The sequence below is a fragment of the Halorussus marinus genome (genome assembly GCF_004765795.1).
Taxonomy (GTDB): domain Archaea; phylum Halobacteriota; class Halobacteria; order Halobacteriales; family Haladaptataceae; genus Halorussus; species Halorussus marinus.
In genome coordinates this window covers 35,155-51,521 of record NZ_SBIV01000008.1, presented here as the reverse complement: position 1 = coordinate 51,521, position 16,367 = coordinate 35,155, and the positions used below count along the sequence as shown (strand labels likewise).

Below are 16,367 nucleotides of genomic sequence, written 5' to 3'. Positions count from 1 at the left end.
TCGTGCATAGAAACTGATTTTCCACCCGGGAAATACGCACGAACCCGAGGGTTGAAATGGCTCGGCGCCGATCCGATACGTAATGACCGAGATAATCGACGGGGACGCCGTCGCCGCCGAGATCCGCGACGAACTTCGAGAGGGCATCGAGGCGCTCGCCGACGCGGGCGAGCGTCCCGGGCTCGCGACCGTCCTGATGAGCGACGACCCCGCCAGCGAGACCTACGTCTCGATGAAACAGCGCGACTGCGAGGAGGTCGGCATCGAGGGCGTCAACGTCGAACTCGACGCCGACGCGCCCGCCGAGGAGCTGTACGACACCGTCGAGGAGCTGAACGACGACCCCGAGGTCCACGGGATCCTCGTCCAGATGCCGGTGCCCGACCACGTCGACGACCGGCGGGTCCTCCGGTCGATCGACCCCGAGAAGGACGTCGACGGCTTCCACCCCGAGAACGTCGGCCGGATGGTCGCCGGCGACGCCCGGTTCAAGCCCTGCACGCCCCACGGCGTCCAGAAGCTCCTCGAAGCCGCCGACGTCGAGACCGAAGGCGCCGAGGCGGTCGTAGTCGGGCGATCGGATATCGTCGGCAAACCGATGGCGAACCTCCTCGTCCAGAAGGCGCCGCTTGGCAACGCGACGACCACGGTGTGTCACTCCCGGACCGAGGACCTCGCGGCCCACACCCGACGCGCCGACGTGGTGATCGCGGCCGCCGGGGTCCCGGAGATGATCGACGGCTCGATGCTCACGGAGGGCGCGACCGTGATCGACGTGGGCGTCAACCGCGTCGAAGCCGACACCGAGAAGGGCTACGAACTGGTCGGCGACGTGGACTTCGAGTCGGCGACCGGGACCGCGGGCGCGATCACGCCCGTCCCGGGCGGCGTCGGCCCGATGACCCGCGCGATGTTGCTGTACAACACGGTCAAGGCCGCGAGCCGGCAGTCGGGCGTCGCGGTCGACCTGCCCTGAACGGCCTACGGCCGGTCGCGGCCCTCGCGGTCGGCCTCGGCGACCTCGGCCGCCCGCTCGCGGATGCGCTCGCCCTCCCGGCGCGCTCGCTGTTGGTTGTTGTAGGCGTACGGCGCGTACACCTCGCCGGTGCCTTCGGGCTCGCGGTCGCGTCGGTGTTCGGGCGAGTCTGTGACTTCCCGGCCCCGAGCCCGGCGCTTCTGTGTGACGAGCACCGCGAGGACCGCGAGCACCGCTCCGGCCCCCGTCAGTCGCGCGAGCAGGGCGGTATCGAGCGCGACCGGGAGCGCCTCGACGGCGTCCGCGAACGGAACCGCGACCGGGACGACCACGAGGACGAGAAACAGGAGTCTGAACGCCCACCCCAGCCGCGAGGTGTCGTCGGTCGCCATGGTCGATGGTATGGCACCGAGTAACAAAAGCGTTCGCCGGCCGGCGCTACTCGGCGAGTCGGTCGAGGCGCTCGCGGGCGCTGGCGAGCGCCTCGGCGTCGTCCTCGCGCAGGAATCGGGACGCGTCGCGGGCCGCGGCCACGAGCGCCTCGGCGTCGGTGGGGTCGACCTCGCCGTCGAGCGCCCGCACACGCTTGAGGTGCGAGCCGAGCGTTTCGAGGACGGATCGGTCCCGGGTCTCGGGCTGTTCGTCGAGCCAGTCGAGCATCTCTCGGCGGTACTCGCGCACGGCGTTCGCGTACGCCAGTCCCCGCACGCCCCGCATCGACGCGGGCACCTCGTCGGGCGCGGGCCGGTCGGGCTCGGCGGCGTCGGCGCCACGCAGGAGCGCGAGGAAGTACCACTCCTCCTCGTCGCTTGGGTCCATCCGCCGACCGATCGCGTCGGCGGCGTGTCGGAGTTCGTGGGCCGTCAGATAGCGGTCGTCGAGCGCGCGTAGCTCCCCGGCGTCGACGAACCCGCGCTTGCGGACGTACTCGCGGGCGACCTCGCCGGCCCGGTCTGCGGTCTCGCGGAGCGACTCGTCGTCGAGCGCCGCCCGGGCGTCGCTCAGGTCGAGTTCGACCGGCGCGTCGGTGTGGAGGCGCCGCTCGTCGTCGACGCCGACGCTCCGGAGGCTCTCGCACGACGGGCACGCCACGCTCCCGGTCTCGTAGTAGGACCACCGGGCCCCACAGTCCTTGCACTCGCGCTCGCCGCGGACTTTCATGGCCGCGGGTACGGCCCGGGAGCACAAAACGACCGCGGACTCGCGGCTCGCTCCCGTCCACGCCCTTCCGGCGCCTGAAGACTTATGTCCGCGGGGTGAGAGGTAGCGCGCATGCCTCGGGATTCCGAGGAGTCGGTCGTCAGGCTCCGCCTCCCCGTCTCAGAAACCTACTGGCGGGAGTTCGGCCCGCCGGTAGCCGCCGTGGCCGGCGGCCTGCTCGCGTTCGCAGTCGCGCTCGCCGAGACCGCGACCGAGGCCGCGATGCTGGCGACCGTCTACGTCGGGCTCTCGGTCGGCGCGATCGCGGCCGGGCTCGCGGTGTACAACGTCGTCGTCGCCGTCCTGCTGGTCACCCGGCGGTGACCGGACCGCCCCGACGCTTATGTTGGGGCGGTGCGTATCGACTCTCACATGACGCCACGACCTTCGTCGCCCGGGGACCCGGAGGATAGGGGAAGTCGCCAGCCGGCGGCTGATCGAGAAATTCCGCGCCGAACGTAACGTCGACGCCGACCGCGTCGCGGTCACGCTCGCGGGCGAGACGCACGACCTCACCAGAGCCGAGGCCGATCGGCTTCGGACCGCGCTCGGCGAGGCGCTGACCGAGCGCCGGGCGTTCGAGCAGACGGCGGGCGAGCACCGCGAGGACGGTAGCTACGTCGTCGCGCGCTCGCGAGCGGACTCGTCGGGCCACCGGAAGGTGTTCGAGAGCTTCGAGGAACTGCGTCGGTTCTACGACCGACTGCCTCGAACGTTCACCGCCGAGGACGTGGGTCGGCCCGGCCTGACCGGCGGCCGGCGCCACATGCTCGTCCACCACTTCGCCGAGCATCCCGCGTTCGACTGCGAGCTGGCCCGCCGCCAGCCGCTGACCGCGCGAAAGCGGGCGAGGGACGGCGAAACCGGTGATTGACGCCGCCGCGCGAACGCTTTTTCTGGTCGGGTGCCAGTCGTGTCGCATGGAACCACGACCAGCCACGTTCTCGATCGTCGCCCGCGACCCCGAGACCGACGCGGTCGGCGTCGCGGTCCAGTCGAAGTTCGTCTCGGTCGGCGCGGTGGTCCCGTTCGCCAGCGCCGACGCCGGCGCGGTCGCCACCCAGAGCTTCGCAAACGTCGCGTACGGGCCCGACGGTCTCGACCTGCTTCGGGAGGGCCGCTCGGCGGCCGAGGTCGTCGACGAACTCACCGACGGCGACGACCAAGCCCCCCAGCGACAGGTCGGCGTCGTCGGGCAGGACGGCTCGGTGGCCGCGTTCACCGGCGAGGAGTGTCTCGACTACGCGGGCGACGTGCAGGGCGACACCTACACCGCGCAGGGCAACATCCTCGAGAACCGCGAGACGGTCGAGGCGATGGGCGAGGCGTTCGAGTCGGCCGACGGCGGCCTCCCCGAGCGGCTCATCGAGGCCCTCCACGCGGGCAACGCGGCGGGCGGCGACAAGCGCGGCGAGCAGAGCGCCGCCCTCTACGTCGCGAAGGCCGAGGGCGGGTACGCGGGCAACAACGACCGGTGGATCGACGTGCGGGTCGACGACCACGAGTCGCCGATCGACGAGCTCGAACGCGCGTTCAAGGTGTACGACGTGACCCTGCTCGAACGCGAGGCGCCCGACGACTGCCGGGAGCTGTCGGGCGCGACCGCCGAGACCGTTTCCGAGACGCTCGCCGACCTCGGGTTCTACGACGGCGAGCCGACCGCCGACTTCGGCGAGGCCGGACGCGAGGCGCTGGAGTCGTTCCGCGGGATGAACAACTTCGAGAACCACGACCTCTCGGTGCTGGAGGACGCGCTCGCCCGCGGGTGGGACGACGCCGACGGGGAGGGCGAAGACAGGCTGGTCGACGCGATCTGGCACGGCCTCTCGCGGCTCGACCGCAAGTGAGCTCCGGTCGGCGGGCGCCAGACCTGTCACGTCCGGTATCCTGATACGGGACCGGGTCCTCTGGTCGCGCATGAACGTGGAACTCTCGCCGTCGACGCTCTCGGGGGCCGCCCGGGCGCCCTCCTCGAAGAGCTACACCCACCGCGCCATCCTCGCCGCCGGCTACTCCGGGGGCGCGCTGGTGTACGATCCGCTCGTGAGCGCCGACACGGAGGCGACGATGCGCGCGGTCGAGGCCTTCGGCGGGGCCGTCACCCGCGAGTCGGACCACGTCGACGTCGACGGCTTCGACGGTCGTCCCGACGTGCCGGCCGACGTCGTCGACTGCGCCAACAGCGGGACGACGATGCGACTCGTGACCGCGGCGGCCGCGCTCGCCGACGGCGCGAGCGTCCTCACCGGCGATAGCTCGCTCCGGTCGCGCCCCCACGGTCCACTGCTCGAGGTCGTCGAGTCGCTCGGCGGCCGGGCCGAGAGCACCCGGCGAAACGGGCAGGCTCCGCTGGTGGTCGAGGGACCGATCTCGGGCGGGCGCGTCTCGATGCCCGGCGACGTCTCCTCGCAGTTCGTCACCGCCTTGCTGATGGCGGGGGCGGTCACCGACGACGGGATCGAGATCGAACTCGAAACCGAACTCAAGTCGGCGCCGTACGTCGACATCACCCTCGAACTCCTCGAGGAGTTCGGGATCGACGCCGAGAAGCGCGGCCCCGACGCGGCCGGGCCGGCCGGCGGGACCTACAGCGTCGGTGGCGGGCAGTTCTACGAGCCGACCGACGGGGAGTATCACGTCCCGGGCGACTTCTCGTCGATCTCGTACCTGCTGGCGGCGGGCGCGATCGCGGCCGACCCCGACGAGGCGGTCCGGGTCGAGGGCGCGTACCCGAGCGCGCAGGGCGACTCGGAGATCGTGGGCGTCCTCGACCGGATGGGCGCCGACGTCGACTGGAACCGCGAGGACGGCGTCGTGACCGTCGAGCGCTCGACTCTCTCGGGCATCGAGGTCGACGTGGGCGACACCCCCGACCTGCTGCCGACGGTCGCGACGCTCGGCGCGGTCGCCGACGGCGAGACCCGACTCGTGAACTGCGAGCACGTCAGGTACAAGGAGACCGACCGGGTGAGCGCGATGGCCGAGGAGCTGTCGACCCTCGGCGTCGAGACCGAGGAGACCGCCGAGACGCTGACGATTCGGGGCGGCGACTCGGAGCTGACCGGCGGCGCGGTCGACGGCCGCGGCGACCACCGGATCGTGATGGCGCTGTCGGTCGCCGCGCTCGCGGCCTCGGGCCCGACGACCGTCTCGGACGCCCAACACGTCGACGTCTCGTTCCCGGAGTTCTTCGACGTGCTGTACGACCTCGGCGCGACGCTCGACCGGGAGTGACCCGCCGACCCCGGCGCGAGCCGGGCAAACGGATGCGTAGCGCTCAAGACGCTCGCTTTCGTGGGCTGAGGTAGTGACGCAGTTTCTCGGAGCGCTCCCGGCCGTCGACCCGTTCGCCGTGATGAACGCGGTCGGGCTGGTCGCGTTCGCGCTGGTCGGCGCGACGAAGGCGATCCGCGAGGAGTTCGACGTGTTCGGCCTCGCGGTGGTCGGGCTCGCGACCGCGTTCGCGGGCGGGGCGACCAGAGACCTCCTCGTGAACCGCGTCCCGCTGGCGCTCAGGGCGCCCGGCGAGATCGGTCTCGGCCTGTTGGGCGTCGGACTCGCGGTCGGGCTGAGCGTCGTCCTCGACTCGCCGGACGACCACCCGGTCGCGCTGTTGTCCGACGGGGTCGGGCTCGCGGCGTTCACCACGACGGGGGCCATCGTCGCGACCGAGGCCGGGCTCCCGGGGTTCGGCGTGGTCGCGGTCGCGACGATCAACGCGGTCGGCGGCGGGGCGTTCGCCGACCTCCTGCTCGACCGCTCGCCGTTCATCCTCCTGGAGGACTTCTACGCGAGTTGTGCGGTGCTCGGCGGATGCGCCTACTGGCTGGCGACGGCCGTCGGGGCGACGGGGAGCACCGCCGCGACGGTCTGTGCGGTCGCGACCCTCGGAATTCGCGGCGTGGCGGTGTCGCTGGGCTGGACCCTTCCGACCGCACAGTCGCTCGGGCTGGCGCGGGCCGACGAGGAGCGGTAGCGAGATGCGAGCCGGCCGTCTGACTCCGGAGCCTCGCGGACACAGCCTTGCGTCTTCTGCAAACCCTAAATAGGCCGCCCACACAACAACCGCCAATGAACGGCAACAGCTTCGGACGCCTGTTTCAGGTGACCACCTTCGGCGAGAGCCACGGCGACGCGATGGGCGTCACCGTCTCGGGCTGTCCGGCGGGGCTCGAACTCTCGGAAGACGACGTGCAGGCCGACCTCGACCGGCGCAAGCCCGGCCAGTCGATGATCACGACGAGCCGCGGAGAGCCCGACGCTGTCTCGATCAAGTCCGGGGTCCAGGACGGCTACACCACCGGCACCCCGATCGGGATGGTCATCGAGAACAAGGACGCCCAGTCGGAGAAATACGAGCCGTTCGTCACCGCGCCTCGGCCCAGCCACGGCGACTTCACCTACTCGGCGAAGTTCGGCACGCGAAACTGGGGCGGGGGCGGCCGGTCGTCGGCCCGCGAGACCGTCAACTGGGTCGCGGCGGGCGCGATCGCGACCAAGATCCTCGCCGAGGCGGGCGTCGAACTCAAGGCCCACGTCAACCAGATCGGCGACATCGAGGCGCCGGAGGTGTCGTTCAAGGAGATCAAAGCACACAGCGAGGACAACGAAGTGCGGTGTGCCCACCCCGAGACCGCCGAGCGGATGCGCGAGCGCATCGACGAGTACCAGACCGAAGGCGACTCTATCGGCGGCTCCATCTACTTCGAGGCCCGCGGAGTCCCGCGCGGGCTGGGTGCGCCCCGGTTCGACTCGCTGGAGGCCCGACTCGGACAGGCGATGATGAGCGTGCCCGCCTCGACCGCCTTCGAGTTCGGACTCGGCCGCGAGGCCCGCGAGTACACCGGCAAAGACCGAAACGACGACTGGGAGTTCGGCGATAGCGAGGCGCAGGGCCCCTCGGAGGATTCGAGCGGTGACGAACCGCGAGAACGCGGCGACCCGAAGCCGGTCGAGAACGACCACGGCGGGATTCAGGGCGGGATCACGACGGGCGAGCCCATCTACGGCGAGGTCACCCTCCACGCGCCCACCTCGATCCCCAAGACCCAGACCACCGTCGACTGGGAGACCGGCGAGCAGAAGGAGGCCAAGGTCATCGGACGCCACGACCCCGTGCTTCCGCCCCGGGGCGTCCCGGTCGTCGAGGCGATGCTGGCGCTGACGCTCGTCGACTTCATGTTGCTCAGCGGCCGGATCAACCCCGACCGGCTCGACGACCGGCCCGGCGAGTACGACACCGACTACCACCCGAGTAGCCCGCGAAACGAGTAGCGCCCGGCGCCGGCCGCCGACAGGAGACTTTTGGAGGTCGAACGAGTGGCCGCTGGTAACGCTCGCTCCGAGGTGAAACGTGGTTACGTTCGAACCGTGCGACGACGGACTCGACATCGTCGACCCCATCGAGCGGCGCCGCTACCGGCTCCGGACCGGCGGTCCGGTCGCCCCGTCCGAGATCGACGAGGCGGCGTTCTACTTCCCGGTCGACGCCGCGGTCGCGGTCGACGCCGCGACCGTGAGGGTCGCGGGCATCGCGGACGCGTACGTCCGTCGCGAGGACGGCGGGATGGTGGCCGCCCTCCGGCCGGGAGCAGAGATCGAACTCCCGGCCGACAGCTACGAACTCGAACTCAACGGGCCGGTGAAGTGCTACTTCCGGGTCGAGGGCGCGGTGGCGGCGAGCGCCGACGGCGATCGGATCGCGTTCTCGTTCGACGCCGACGAACTGCTGGTCGGCGCGCGGTCGTACCACCAGCGGCCCGCGGCGACGATGACGATCACCTCCGACCCGGCGGACGCGCTCCGGGCGCTGTCGTATCTCGGCTCGGCGCTCAAGACCACCTCGCCCGAGCGGTCGTACCCGACCCTCCGGGGTCACCCGCCGACCGTCGAGGTCGGCGCGACGCTGTCGATCCCGGACGGCCTCTCGACGCCCGACACCGGCGTCGAGATCGAGGTGCCGCCGACCCACCGCGCGGCCGCGATCGCCGCGCCGCTCGCGTTCTACCTCGGCGCCGAGCTCGTCCCGGGCGAGTCGGGCCGGCTCCGGTGTGTCGACCGGGAGTTCGCGCTCGACGAGCCTGACCTCCAGACGGGCGTCGAGCGCGCGCTCAAGCAGTCGTTTCTGTTCGACTGCCTCGTCCGGACCGAGGGCTACTACCGGGTGGACCTCCACGAGCGGGCGGCGCTGGCGCCCCGCCTCGACCTCGATCTGGCGGCGCTGTACGACCGACCGCTTGCCGACCGGCTCGGGGCCTACCTCTCGGTGCCGTTCGAGACCGTCGCCGACCACGTCCCGCGGTGGAACCTCGCGGCGTACGTCGACGCCTCCCCGACCGGCCTCGAAGCGCTCCCGTTCGTGGTCGGGGACCTCGCGATCGTCCGGCCCGCGACGGGCGAGCGCGTCTCCCCGGCGGCGTTCCGGGAAGGCGTCCTCGACGACTTCATGGGCGCGACCCGGGGCGACCGCGTCCGCGGGCCGGACCGAGACGCGGGCACGCTCGGGCTGATCCGACCCCCAGAGACCGACGCCGTCGAATCGGCGTGGTTCGGCGACGGCACGCCGATCGGGGCGACGAAGGCGACGCTGGCGGCGTTCCGAAACAAGCTCGATCGCCGGCCGGACGCCGGCGACATCGAGATCGCAGTCGTCGGCAACGACCCCGAGATGCGGGCGGAGAACGACGCGGTCCGGGCGGCCTACGGGTCGCGGACGGAGCTCCCGTTCGACGTGACGGTCCGGCGAGACCGGACCACCGGCGAACTCCGAGGGCTTCTGGGGCAGGACGTCGACTTCCTCCACTACATCGGCCACGTCGACGAGCGGGGCTTCGAGTGTGCGGACGGCTACCTCGACGCCACCGACATCGACTCGGTTGGCGTCGGCGCGTTCCTGCTGAACGCCTGCCGGACCTACGAGCAGGGGATGGCGCTCGTCGAGGCCGGAAGCGTCGGCGGGGTCGTCACGCTCAACGATGTCGTCGACAGTGGCGCGCTCAGAGTCGGGAAGACGATGGCTCGGCTCCTCGATCTCGGATTCCCGCTCCGGGCCGCGATCGAGATCGCTCGCACCGAGAGCGTCGTCGGCGGTCACTACACGGTCGTCGGCGACGGGCGGGCCGCGGTCGTCCAGGAGGACGACGGGCTCTCGATGCTCTGTCGGATCGCGGGCGCAGACGACGGGTACGAGCTCACTATCGACGCGTTCGTGCCCAGAGAGCGCGGGATGGGCACGATGGCGAGACCGATGGTGGGCGGGGCAAAGCGACACTATCTCGCACCCGGCGTGATCGGACAGTTTCAGCTCTCTCGCGAGGAGCTTCGCGAGTATTTGGACCAGCACCGGTACCCGATCAAAAAAGACCGATGTCTGTACTGGCAGAGCAGTTCTCTGGACCTCTAAGGGCCGTACGTCGCGGTCACGCCGGTCGCGGCCGCGCCGCCGACCTGAGCGAGCAGGAGGGTGATCGTGAACAGTGCGCCGACGAGTCGCGGTCGGTCCGCGATCTCCGAGCGTAGGGTAGTGTCTGACATAGTACGGTAGTCGGCGGGATCGCCGACGTTCTGTTCGACGAGCGGCGACTATTTTGATATGTGGGACCTACCGCGGAACAAACTCGGATTACCGTCCGGTATGGAGTGGATACGAGTCGATCGCGCCCGCCGTTGTTACAGCAATAGTTTTATTAAGCGAACATCGAAACCAATCCGGGAGGTCGGGAAGATGTCAATGAGTCACTGGGGGGACGACGATTCGGGGTTCGTCGAAGCGGCCGACGAACCCGGCGTGTACTACGCTCACCACGACCCCGACGGCCCGCTGACCGTCAGCGGCACCGTCATCCGAGCGGTCGCCGAGATCGCGGGCGTCGATCCGATGACCACCAAGATCCCCCTCGACGAGAGCGTCGATCCCGACGCGCTCGACGAGCTGTTCGCGACGGCCTCGAGCGAGGCGAGCGTTCGGTTCGACGTCTGCGGGCTCGACGTCGTCGTGAGAAGCGACGGGACCGTCCGAATCAGCAACGCGGTCTCCGAGTCGTAGCATGACGACGGCCTACGAGGCGAAACTGATCCGGACCTGCGTCGACGCCGACCCCCACACGCTCGTTTTCCGGCGGTCGCAGCGCGACCGAACGCCGTTCGCCCTGCTGGCCGACGACGATCCCGACGACGTGCTCGGGGTCACGTTCGATCGGCCCGCCGGCTTCCTCGAAGACTGGACCGCACGCGTCGGAACGCGACCGCGACGCGTCGGGGTCGTCGGCGTCGGCGACCGGATGCGATCGACCGCGGCGTCGGCCGGTTCGGACTCGAACGCGGTCCGGGGCGTCGCGGATCCGACCGACGGAGCGGCGATCCGCGCCGCCGCCGCCGACTACCTCGACGCCTGGCCCGACGACGGCCGCGCGGTCGTCTGCTTCGACTCGGCGACCGCGCTGCTCGAACACCGCCCGGTCGACGAGGCGGCCGATTTCCTCGTCGACTTCCGCCAGCTGTTGGACGAACACGGCGCCGCTGGCTACGTCTGTCTCGACCCGTCGGCCCACGACTCGGACGCGGTCCGGACGATCGGGTCGCTGTTCGATACGGTCGTCGAGTGTCTCGACGGGGGCGCCACCGGCGGCTCGGAGTGAGTCGCCGAGACGGGGCTACAGATTTATGCCGAGGGGCGACGAACCGCCACTCGATGAGCGACGATTCTCGATCGACGGCTGATCGTCTCGACGCGTTCGCGGCGGCGAGCGAGTTCGACGTGGACCGTCACGGCGAGGAGGTGGCAGTCAGGGTCGTCGTCGACGCCGACGGGTTCCGGACCGATCTCTCGGACCTTTTCGACGCCGCGGCCGAGCACGGACTGGTGGCGTTCGACGGCTGGGTCGGCGGACAGGGCGTGGCCTCGATCCGGTTCAAGCCGGCCGAAGGGGCGGACGGCGTCACACTCGACGCGGACGCGAACTGATTCGGTCGGGGCCGTTCGACCGGTTTTTCCCGCTCGACTCCCTATCGGACGGACGATGGACGCGAACCAGCAGACCGCCTCGAACCCCTTCGGCATGGACGCCGACTGCGAGAACTGCCCGGCGCTGTGTGAGACCCGCGAGCGCGTCGTCCACGGCTACGGGGACGTGGGCGCTGACTTCCTGTTCGTCGGCGAGGCGCCCGGGTCGGGGGCCGACCGAACCGGCGTCCCCTTCACCGGCGACGAGCGCGGCGAGGCCCTCCAGGACGTGCTCGGGCGACTCGGGCTCAACAGCTCGCTACCGAGCGCCGACGAGCCCGAACTCGACAACGCCTTCGTGACCTACCTCGCGCGGTGTCGGGACCCCGAACGACCGCCGACCGACGCCGAGGTCGGGACCTGCGAGCCGTACCTGAACGCCGAGATCCGGATGATAAACCCCGAAATCCTCGTCCCGGTCGGCGGGCGCGCGCTCCGCGAGCTCGCGGCCGAGTACACCACCTCGCCCGCCGAGTCGTTCGCGTTCCCCGACGCCCACGCGACCACGATCCGGGGCCGGGGGTTCGAGCTGGTCCCGCTGGCCGATCCCGTCGATCTGACTGGCGAGCGCAAGCGGGCGTTTCTCGACCACTTCGAGTCGCTGATGGCTCGGGACTACCGCCAGACGAAGGGCCGGCGGAGCCGCTGAGTCGAGCCTACCAGTAGGAGGTCGATAGCCGACTCGCGGGGCCCGAGCCCAGCCGGCCCGCCGCCAGCACGCACGCGGCGACCACCGCGATCACTGCGAGCGCGGCGGTGCTCGCGGTCACGGTGTCGAGGAGTCTGACGAGGCTACCGACCGCCACGAACGCAACCGAGACGGCGCCTACCGCGGCGAGGAGTCGCCACCAGTACATACCCGTGCCGACGCATCCCCGAGATAAAAGCGTGTAGGAATCCGGGTCGCGGGTCGGCTCACTCGGCGTCGTCGCGGTCGTCGTCGTCGACCGGTTCGCCGCTCTCGACGTCGATCCGGTACACCTCGGTCTCGTCGCCGTGCGTCTGGTCGCCGAACAGCTTCGATCGGAGGTCGTCGGCGACCGACTGGACCTGATCGCGGATCGTCTTCATCTCGGCCTCGAACTCCTCGACCGACCGCTCGACGTAGTACACCCGGTTCGCGGGAATCCGCCGGACGACGTCGTGGTCGGCGTCGTGGTCGTCGGTCTTGACGAGCCAGTGATCCTGAAAGTAGGCGACGTGCTCGTTCTCGACGGTGCGCTCGACGGTGCCGTCGTCGGGATCCTCGTAGACGATCGTCGCGTGTCCGAGTTCGCGTTCGACCATACGGTGGGTAGGGGCTCGGGCGGCGTAGGTGCTGTGGCCCGTCGACCCGTTCGACCGCTCGATAGGGGGTCGGCGCCCAGTCCGTCGCCCGACCGGACGCGACGAATGGCGGCTTTCAAGACCGCGGCCGCCCGAGGTACTCCCATGACAGTCATCGCGGTCTTCGCCGACCCGCCGCGACCGGGGCTCGTACTGCCGGAACTCGCCGAGTCGTCGCCGCTCTCGGCCGAGGAGGCCACAGAGCTCTACGCCGCGTCGCTCAAAGACACCTTCCGGGCCGCCGAACGGAGCGGGGGCGAACTCCTCGTGAACTACCGCCCCGACGACCTGCTGGCCGACGAACACGTCGGCGAGGAGAGCGCCGAGGCCCAACTCCGGGCGCTCGCGGCCGACGCGCTCGCCGACCCCGGCGAGGCGCGCTTTGAGGTGCAGGCCGGCTCCACGTTCGCCGCGCGGGCGGGCAACACCGTCACCCACCTGCTCGACCGCGAGGAGGTCCAGTCGGCGGCGGTCGTCCCGGGCACCGCCCCGATGCTCACGCGCAAGGAGATCGACAGCGCCGCGATGAAGCTCCGGCGCAACGAGGTCGTGCTCGGTCCCAGCGAGCGCGGTCGGGTCTACTTCGCGGGGTTCACCGATACCGTCGACTTCGAGGGGGCGTACGCGACGCCGGCGATCGAGACCCTGACCAACCGCGGCGTCGACGCGGGCCACGACGTCGAGTATCTGGACCGCGAGACAAGCATCGAGACCGGCGAGGACCTCCGATCGCTGGTGCCGACGCTGAACGCCCGGGTCGCCGCGGGCCGCATCGTCCCCGAACACACCGCGACGCTCCTCCGGGAGTGGGGGCTCCGGGTCGTCGAACGCGACGGGGAGCCGACGCTGGTCCGCGAGTAGACCGACAATCCTTATACGGGTCGGGCGGTTACGCCGAGACGTGGTGGGATGGCAGAGCGGCCTATTGCGCCTGCCTTGAAAGCAGGTGGCGTCAAGCCTCCTGGGTTCAAATCCCAGTCCCACCGCATTCTCCGACGAGCGACACCGCGAGCGACCGGAGTCGTCGCCGTTCGAGATCGAACGCTCGCCGTCTCGTTCGGTGATAACGCGCCGCTGTTGTCAGCGACGCCACTGTTCCCGACCGGTAGCGTGCGCGGGTCGAGCCGTCCCGCGGGGTCGAGCGAGCCCAAGCGGATCGCCAGCGAACGGTAAACCCTTTTAGCGACCACTCCCACGTATCAGGCATGGACTGGCCGCACGATCCCGACGGCGAAGAGGGAAGCGAAGGCGGGCGCAAGTACGGCATGGCCGTGCTCGCGAAGAAACTCGACGACGAGGAGGACTTCCCGCTGTCCCGCGAGGAGTTCGTCGAGGCCCACGGCGACGAACCGGTGCGGATCAACTACCAGCGGGTCGTCAGCGTCGCCGACATCTTCGAACACGTCGAACAGGCGGAGTTCGAGTCGATCCTCGACTTCCACAAGGCGGTCGGCCCGGCGATGCGCGCCGGCGGGTTCTGGGACTACCACCCGAAGGGCGACGATCCCGAGAAAAAGAGCGCCTAGTCGTCCATCGGAAACTCGTCGTTGTCCTCGGCCTCGTCGCCGACGCCGCCCGTCACCGCGTAGCCGCCCCGCTCCTCTCGCTCGACGCCGTCGTCGCCGAGTCGCCACCCCGATCCCGAGTCGGTGTAGGTCTCGGCTCGGACCTTCTCCTCTAGTAGTCCCACCGCGACCGCGTTCGCCCCTTCGGGGATGATGATGTCGGCGCGCTTCTTGGTGGGTTCGACGAACTGCTCGTGCATCGGCTTCACCGTCGAGAGGTACTGGTCGATCACGCCTTCGAGGTCCCGCCCGCGATCGACCACGTCACGTTCGATGCGTCGGAGGATACGCACGTCCGCGTCGGTCTCGACGTACACCTGCAGATCGAGCATGTCGTTGAGCTCCTCGTCGTAGAGCGCGAAGATGCCTTCGAGGACGATGACGTCGGTCGGCTCGACCGTCACGGTCTCGTCCTTTCGGTTGTGCACCGAAAAGTCGTACTGGGGCATCTCGATCGGCTGGCCCGACAACAGCGAGTCGAAGTGCTCGCGGAGCAGTTCCCACTCGAACGCCGAGGGGTGGTCGTAGTTGACCTCCGCCCGCTCCTCGTAGTCGAGGTGCGAGAGGTCCTTGTAGTAGTTGTCCATCGGAATGCGGGTCACCGAGTCGTCGACCTCGTCGGTGATCTCGCGGGCCACCGTCGTCTTTCCTGCCCCGGTCCCGCCGGCGATGCCGACGACGAAGGAGGGGATGGTCATTAGCGGGGTGGAGGGGAGACTGCGGTTTGAATCCCCCGGAACGGGCGGGACGTTCTCAGTTCTGGAAACACTACCACGATTAGGATAGCTTATAAGCCGGGGCTCCTAAACTCGAACCAACAGTGACGAACACGCAGGTCACCCTGATCCAGATCGACAACTACGGACCGTGGACAGTGACGCCCGAGCCTCGCCGAGAGGTCGACCTCCAGACCCTGCAGTCGCGGCTCTACGCCGACCTCTCGCAGCTCGTCGGCAACCGGGAGGGGTACGTCTTCTTCACCCGGTTCGACAACATGATCGCGGTCACGAACGGGATCGACCGCGACGACCACGGCCTGATGCAGGAGTCGGTCGCGAACCGCTACCCGGTGACGGTCAGCTTCGGTATCGGCGTCGACCCGAGCCCGGCCGAGGCCCTCGAAACGGCGACCGCCCACATCCAGGACGCCGGGAGCGCACAGGACGGTTCTCGGACAGAGATCCTCCGAGGTGAGACCCTCGACACCGACGACCGGGCGGGCGACGACGTCCAGCTCGCGCACTTCGACGTGAACGACGCCACCGGCAAGTACACCGATCGAATGAACGCCTACGACTCGTTCATCCGGATCGAACAGGGGTACGCCGAACTGATGCGGTACCTCCGGAAGGCCCACGACGGGCTGGCCTTCTTCGTCGGCGGCGACAACATCATCGCGACGTGTCCGGATCTCGACCGGGCGGCCTACGAGGACGCCCTCGAGCACGTCCAGGAGACGGTGTCGGTCGAGCTCAAGGTCGGAGTCGGACAGGCCCGGACCGCCCAGTCGGCGGGGATGGCGGCGAAACACGCCCTCGAAGTGTGTCGGGACGACGGCGACCGCGTCGTCATCGACCGGTGAGATCGGACCGGGTCAAACAACCGTTAACGTAGGGCCGTCACCGGCTTAAGCTTGCCGGGGATACTTTTTAGAGAGACTGTGGCAATGGTTCGCATATGGAAACCGAAGTGACTGTCAGGGACGTGATGTCCCGCGAATTCGTCGGGGTCAGCGAGTCGGACACCGTGCTGGGCGCGGTGGGGCTCATGGACGAGGAGGGGGTCGGGAGCGTGGTGGTCCTCCGGGGGAGCGAGCCGGTCGGCATCATGACCGAGTCGGACGTGCTCGGGGTGGTCGCCGACGAGGCCGATCCCGCCGACACTCCGGTTTCGGAGGTGATGTCCGAGCCGATAATCTCGGTCGAGGCCGACCGCGGGCTGGCGGACGCCGCGGGGACGATGTCGCGCGAGGACATCCGACGCATCGTCGTCGAGGAGGACGGCGAGCTTCTGGGACTGCTCGACGAGCGCGACATCATCTCGGCGTCGGCGTCGCTCTCGGGGGTTCCGTCGTTCCGGGACGGGCGCCACCCCGTCGCCGGCAGTCCCGTCGCCGACGCCCCCGCCGAGACCGATCCGGTCGGCGCCGACCCGATCGGCGGCGTCACCGACAACGGCGACAGCGCGGAGTACTCCGACCGGAGCATCTGCGAGGCCTGCGGTACCCTGAGCCGGGAACTGTCGAACGTCAACGGCCAGTTGATCTGCGTCGACTGTCGGGACGTCTGAGTTCGAAAGC

At 69.7% G+C, this 16,367-nt stretch carries 22 protein-coding genes and 1 tRNA gene; 17 read left to right on the top strand and 6 right to left on the bottom strand.

Annotation, left to right across the window (positions count from 1 at the left end; translation table 11 throughout):
• Positions 1 to 82 precede the first annotated feature (82 nt).
• Entirely contained in the window at positions 83 to 976 is an 894-nt protein-coding gene (gene folD, locus EPY72_RS15275) for a bifunctional methylenetetrahydrofolate dehydrogenase/methenyltetrahydrofolate cyclohydrolase FolD (RefSeq protein ID WP_135806989.1), read from the top strand.
• Between the two features lie 5 nt (positions 977 to 981).
• On the opposite strand, the gene EPY72_RS15270 is transcribed toward folD, so the two are convergent.
• Together EPY72_RS15270 and EPY72_RS15265 are read right to left on the bottom strand one after the other, a co-directional pair.
• Positions 982 to 1,368 (bottom strand): hypothetical protein, encoded by a 387-nt coding sequence (locus tag EPY72_RS15270; RefSeq protein WP_135806988.1) that lies wholly within the window; start codon positions 1,366 to 1,368, stop codon positions 982 to 984.
• 46 nt (positions 1,369 to 1,414) lie between these two features.
• Entirely contained in the window at positions 1,415 to 2,137 is a 723-nt protein-coding gene (locus EPY72_RS15265; protein ID WP_135806987.1) for a DUF7117 family protein, read from the bottom strand.
• A gap of 111 nt (positions 2,138 to 2,248) precedes the next feature.
• Between EPY72_RS15265 and EPY72_RS15260 the strand changes: the two genes are divergently transcribed.
• From EPY72_RS15260 to EPY72_RS15230, 7 genes are all read left to right on the top strand, one after another.
• A complete protein-coding gene (locus tag EPY72_RS15260) occupies positions 2,249 to 2,500 on the top strand; it encodes a hypothetical protein (protein ID WP_134671902.1) in 252 nt (83 codons plus the stop codon).
• Positions 2,501 to 2,612: 112 nt separating this feature from the next.
• Entirely contained in the window at positions 2,613 to 3,050 is a 438-nt protein-coding gene (locus EPY72_RS20090; RefSeq protein ID WP_134671903.1) for a DUF7528 family protein, read from the top strand.
• 46 nt (positions 3,051 to 3,096) lie between these two features.
• On the top strand, positions 3,097 to 4,023 hold the full coding sequence (locus EPY72_RS15250) for a DUF1028 domain-containing protein (RefSeq protein ID WP_135806986.1): 927 nt from the start codon (positions 3,097 to 3,099) through the stop codon (positions 4,021 to 4,023).
• Positions 4,024 to 4,093: 70 nt separating this feature from the next.
• Positions 4,094 to 5,410: a 3-phosphoshikimate 1-carboxyvinyltransferase gene (aroA, locus tag EPY72_RS15245; protein ID WP_135806985.1), complete on the top strand. Its 1,317-nt coding sequence runs from the start codon at positions 4,094 to 4,096 to the stop codon at positions 5,408 to 5,410.
• A 121-nt stretch (positions 5,411 to 5,531) separates the two neighbouring features.
• A complete protein-coding gene (locus EPY72_RS15240) occupies positions 5,532 to 6,152 on the top strand; it encodes a trimeric intracellular cation channel family protein (protein ID WP_135807073.1) in 621 nt (206 codons plus the stop codon).
• 95 nt (positions 6,153 to 6,247) lie between these two features.
• Positions 6,248 to 7,450: a chorismate synthase gene (aroC, locus tag EPY72_RS15235; protein ID WP_135806984.1), complete on the top strand. Its 1,203-nt coding sequence runs from the start codon at positions 6,248 to 6,250 to the stop codon at positions 7,448 to 7,450.
• Positions 7,451 to 7,529: 79 nt separating this feature from the next.
• A complete protein-coding gene (locus tag EPY72_RS15230) occupies positions 7,530 to 9,578 on the top strand; it encodes a hypothetical protein (protein ID WP_135806983.1) in 2,049 nt (682 codons plus the stop codon).
• Here the strand turns inward: EPY72_RS15230 and EPY72_RS20000 are convergent.
• Positions 9,575 to 9,709, bottom strand: a complete 135-nt coding sequence (locus EPY72_RS20000; protein ID WP_280178003.1) for a DUF7503 family protein — start codon at positions 9,707 to 9,709, stop codon at positions 9,575 to 9,577. The genes EPY72_RS15230 and EPY72_RS20000 overlap by 4 nt on opposite strands.
• A gap of 196 nt (positions 9,710 to 9,905) precedes the next feature.
• Between EPY72_RS20000 and EPY72_RS15225 the strand changes: the two genes are divergently transcribed.
• From EPY72_RS15225 to EPY72_RS15210, 4 genes are read left to right on the top strand one after another with little or no spacing between them, the layout of a single operon-like run.
• Positions 9,906 to 10,220 carry a HalOD1 output domain-containing protein gene (locus tag EPY72_RS15225; RefSeq protein WP_168216055.1) on the top strand — a complete coding sequence of 105 codons (315 nt, stop codon included), beginning with the start codon at positions 9,906 to 9,908 and terminating at the stop codon, positions 10,218 to 10,220.
• Position 10,221: 1 nt separating this feature from the next.
• A complete protein-coding gene (locus EPY72_RS15220) occupies positions 10,222 to 10,812 on the top strand; it encodes a DUF7504 family protein (protein ID WP_135806982.1) in 591 nt (196 codons plus the stop codon).
• A 53-nt stretch (positions 10,813 to 10,865) separates the two neighbouring features.
• Entirely contained in the window at positions 10,866 to 11,138 is a 273-nt protein-coding gene (locus EPY72_RS15215) for a hypothetical protein (RefSeq protein ID WP_134671909.1), read from the top strand.
• A gap of 55 nt (positions 11,139 to 11,193) precedes the next feature.
• Entirely contained in the window at positions 11,194 to 11,826 is a 633-nt protein-coding gene (locus tag EPY72_RS15210) for a uracil-DNA glycosylase (RefSeq protein ID WP_135806981.1), read from the top strand.
• A gap of 7 nt (positions 11,827 to 11,833) precedes the next feature.
• Here the strand turns inward: EPY72_RS15210 and EPY72_RS15205 are convergent, their stop codons facing one another.
• A complete protein-coding gene (locus tag EPY72_RS15205) occupies positions 11,834 to 12,034 on the bottom strand; it encodes a hypothetical protein (protein ID WP_135806980.1) in 201 nt (66 codons plus the stop codon).
• Positions 12,035 to 12,092: 58 nt separating this feature from the next.
• Entirely contained in the window at positions 12,093 to 12,464 is a 372-nt protein-coding gene (locus EPY72_RS15200) for a hypothetical protein (protein ID WP_135806979.1), read from the bottom strand.
• A 144-nt stretch (positions 12,465 to 12,608) separates the two neighbouring features.
• Between EPY72_RS15200 and EPY72_RS15195 the strand changes: the two genes are divergently transcribed.
• The 3 genes from EPY72_RS15195 to EPY72_RS15185 all read left to right on the top strand — a co-directional run bounded on the left by EPY72_RS15195 (position 12,609) and on the right by EPY72_RS15185 (position 14,029).
• On the top strand, positions 12,609 to 13,364 hold the full coding sequence (locus tag EPY72_RS15195; protein WP_135806978.1) for a TIGR04282 family arsenosugar biosynthesis glycosyltransferase: 756 nt from the start codon (positions 12,609 to 12,611) through the stop codon (positions 13,362 to 13,364).
• 42 nt (positions 13,365 to 13,406) lie between these two features.
• Positions 13,407 to 13,489, top strand: a tRNA-Ser gene (locus EPY72_RS15190).
• Between the two features lie 219 nt (positions 13,490 to 13,708).
• A complete protein-coding gene (locus EPY72_RS15185) occupies positions 13,709 to 14,029 on the top strand; it encodes a DUF5785 family protein (protein ID WP_135806977.1) in 321 nt (106 codons plus the stop codon).
• On the opposite strand, the gene udk is transcribed toward EPY72_RS15185, so the two are convergent.
• The gene (udk, locus tag EPY72_RS15180; protein ID WP_134671915.1) at positions 14,026 to 14,766 is read right to left on the bottom strand and encodes a uridine kinase; all 741 of its coding nucleotides are present in this window, start codon (positions 14,764 to 14,766) and stop codon (positions 14,026 to 14,028) included. The genes EPY72_RS15185 and udk overlap by 4 nt on opposite strands.
• Positions 14,767 to 14,888: 122 nt before the next feature.
• Between udk and EPY72_RS15175 the strand changes: the two genes are divergently transcribed.
• Positions 14,889 to 15,650 (top strand): GTP cyclohydrolase III, encoded by a 762-nt coding sequence (locus EPY72_RS15175; RefSeq protein WP_135806976.1) that lies wholly within the window; start codon positions 14,889 to 14,891, stop codon positions 15,648 to 15,650.
• Between the two features lie 95 nt (positions 15,651 to 15,745).
• Positions 15,746 to 16,357 carry a CBS domain-containing protein gene (locus EPY72_RS15170; RefSeq protein WP_135806975.1) on the top strand — a complete coding sequence of 204 codons (612 nt, stop codon included), beginning with the start codon at positions 15,746 to 15,748 and terminating at the stop codon, positions 16,355 to 16,357.
• Positions 16,358 to 16,367: the final 10 nt, after the last annotated feature.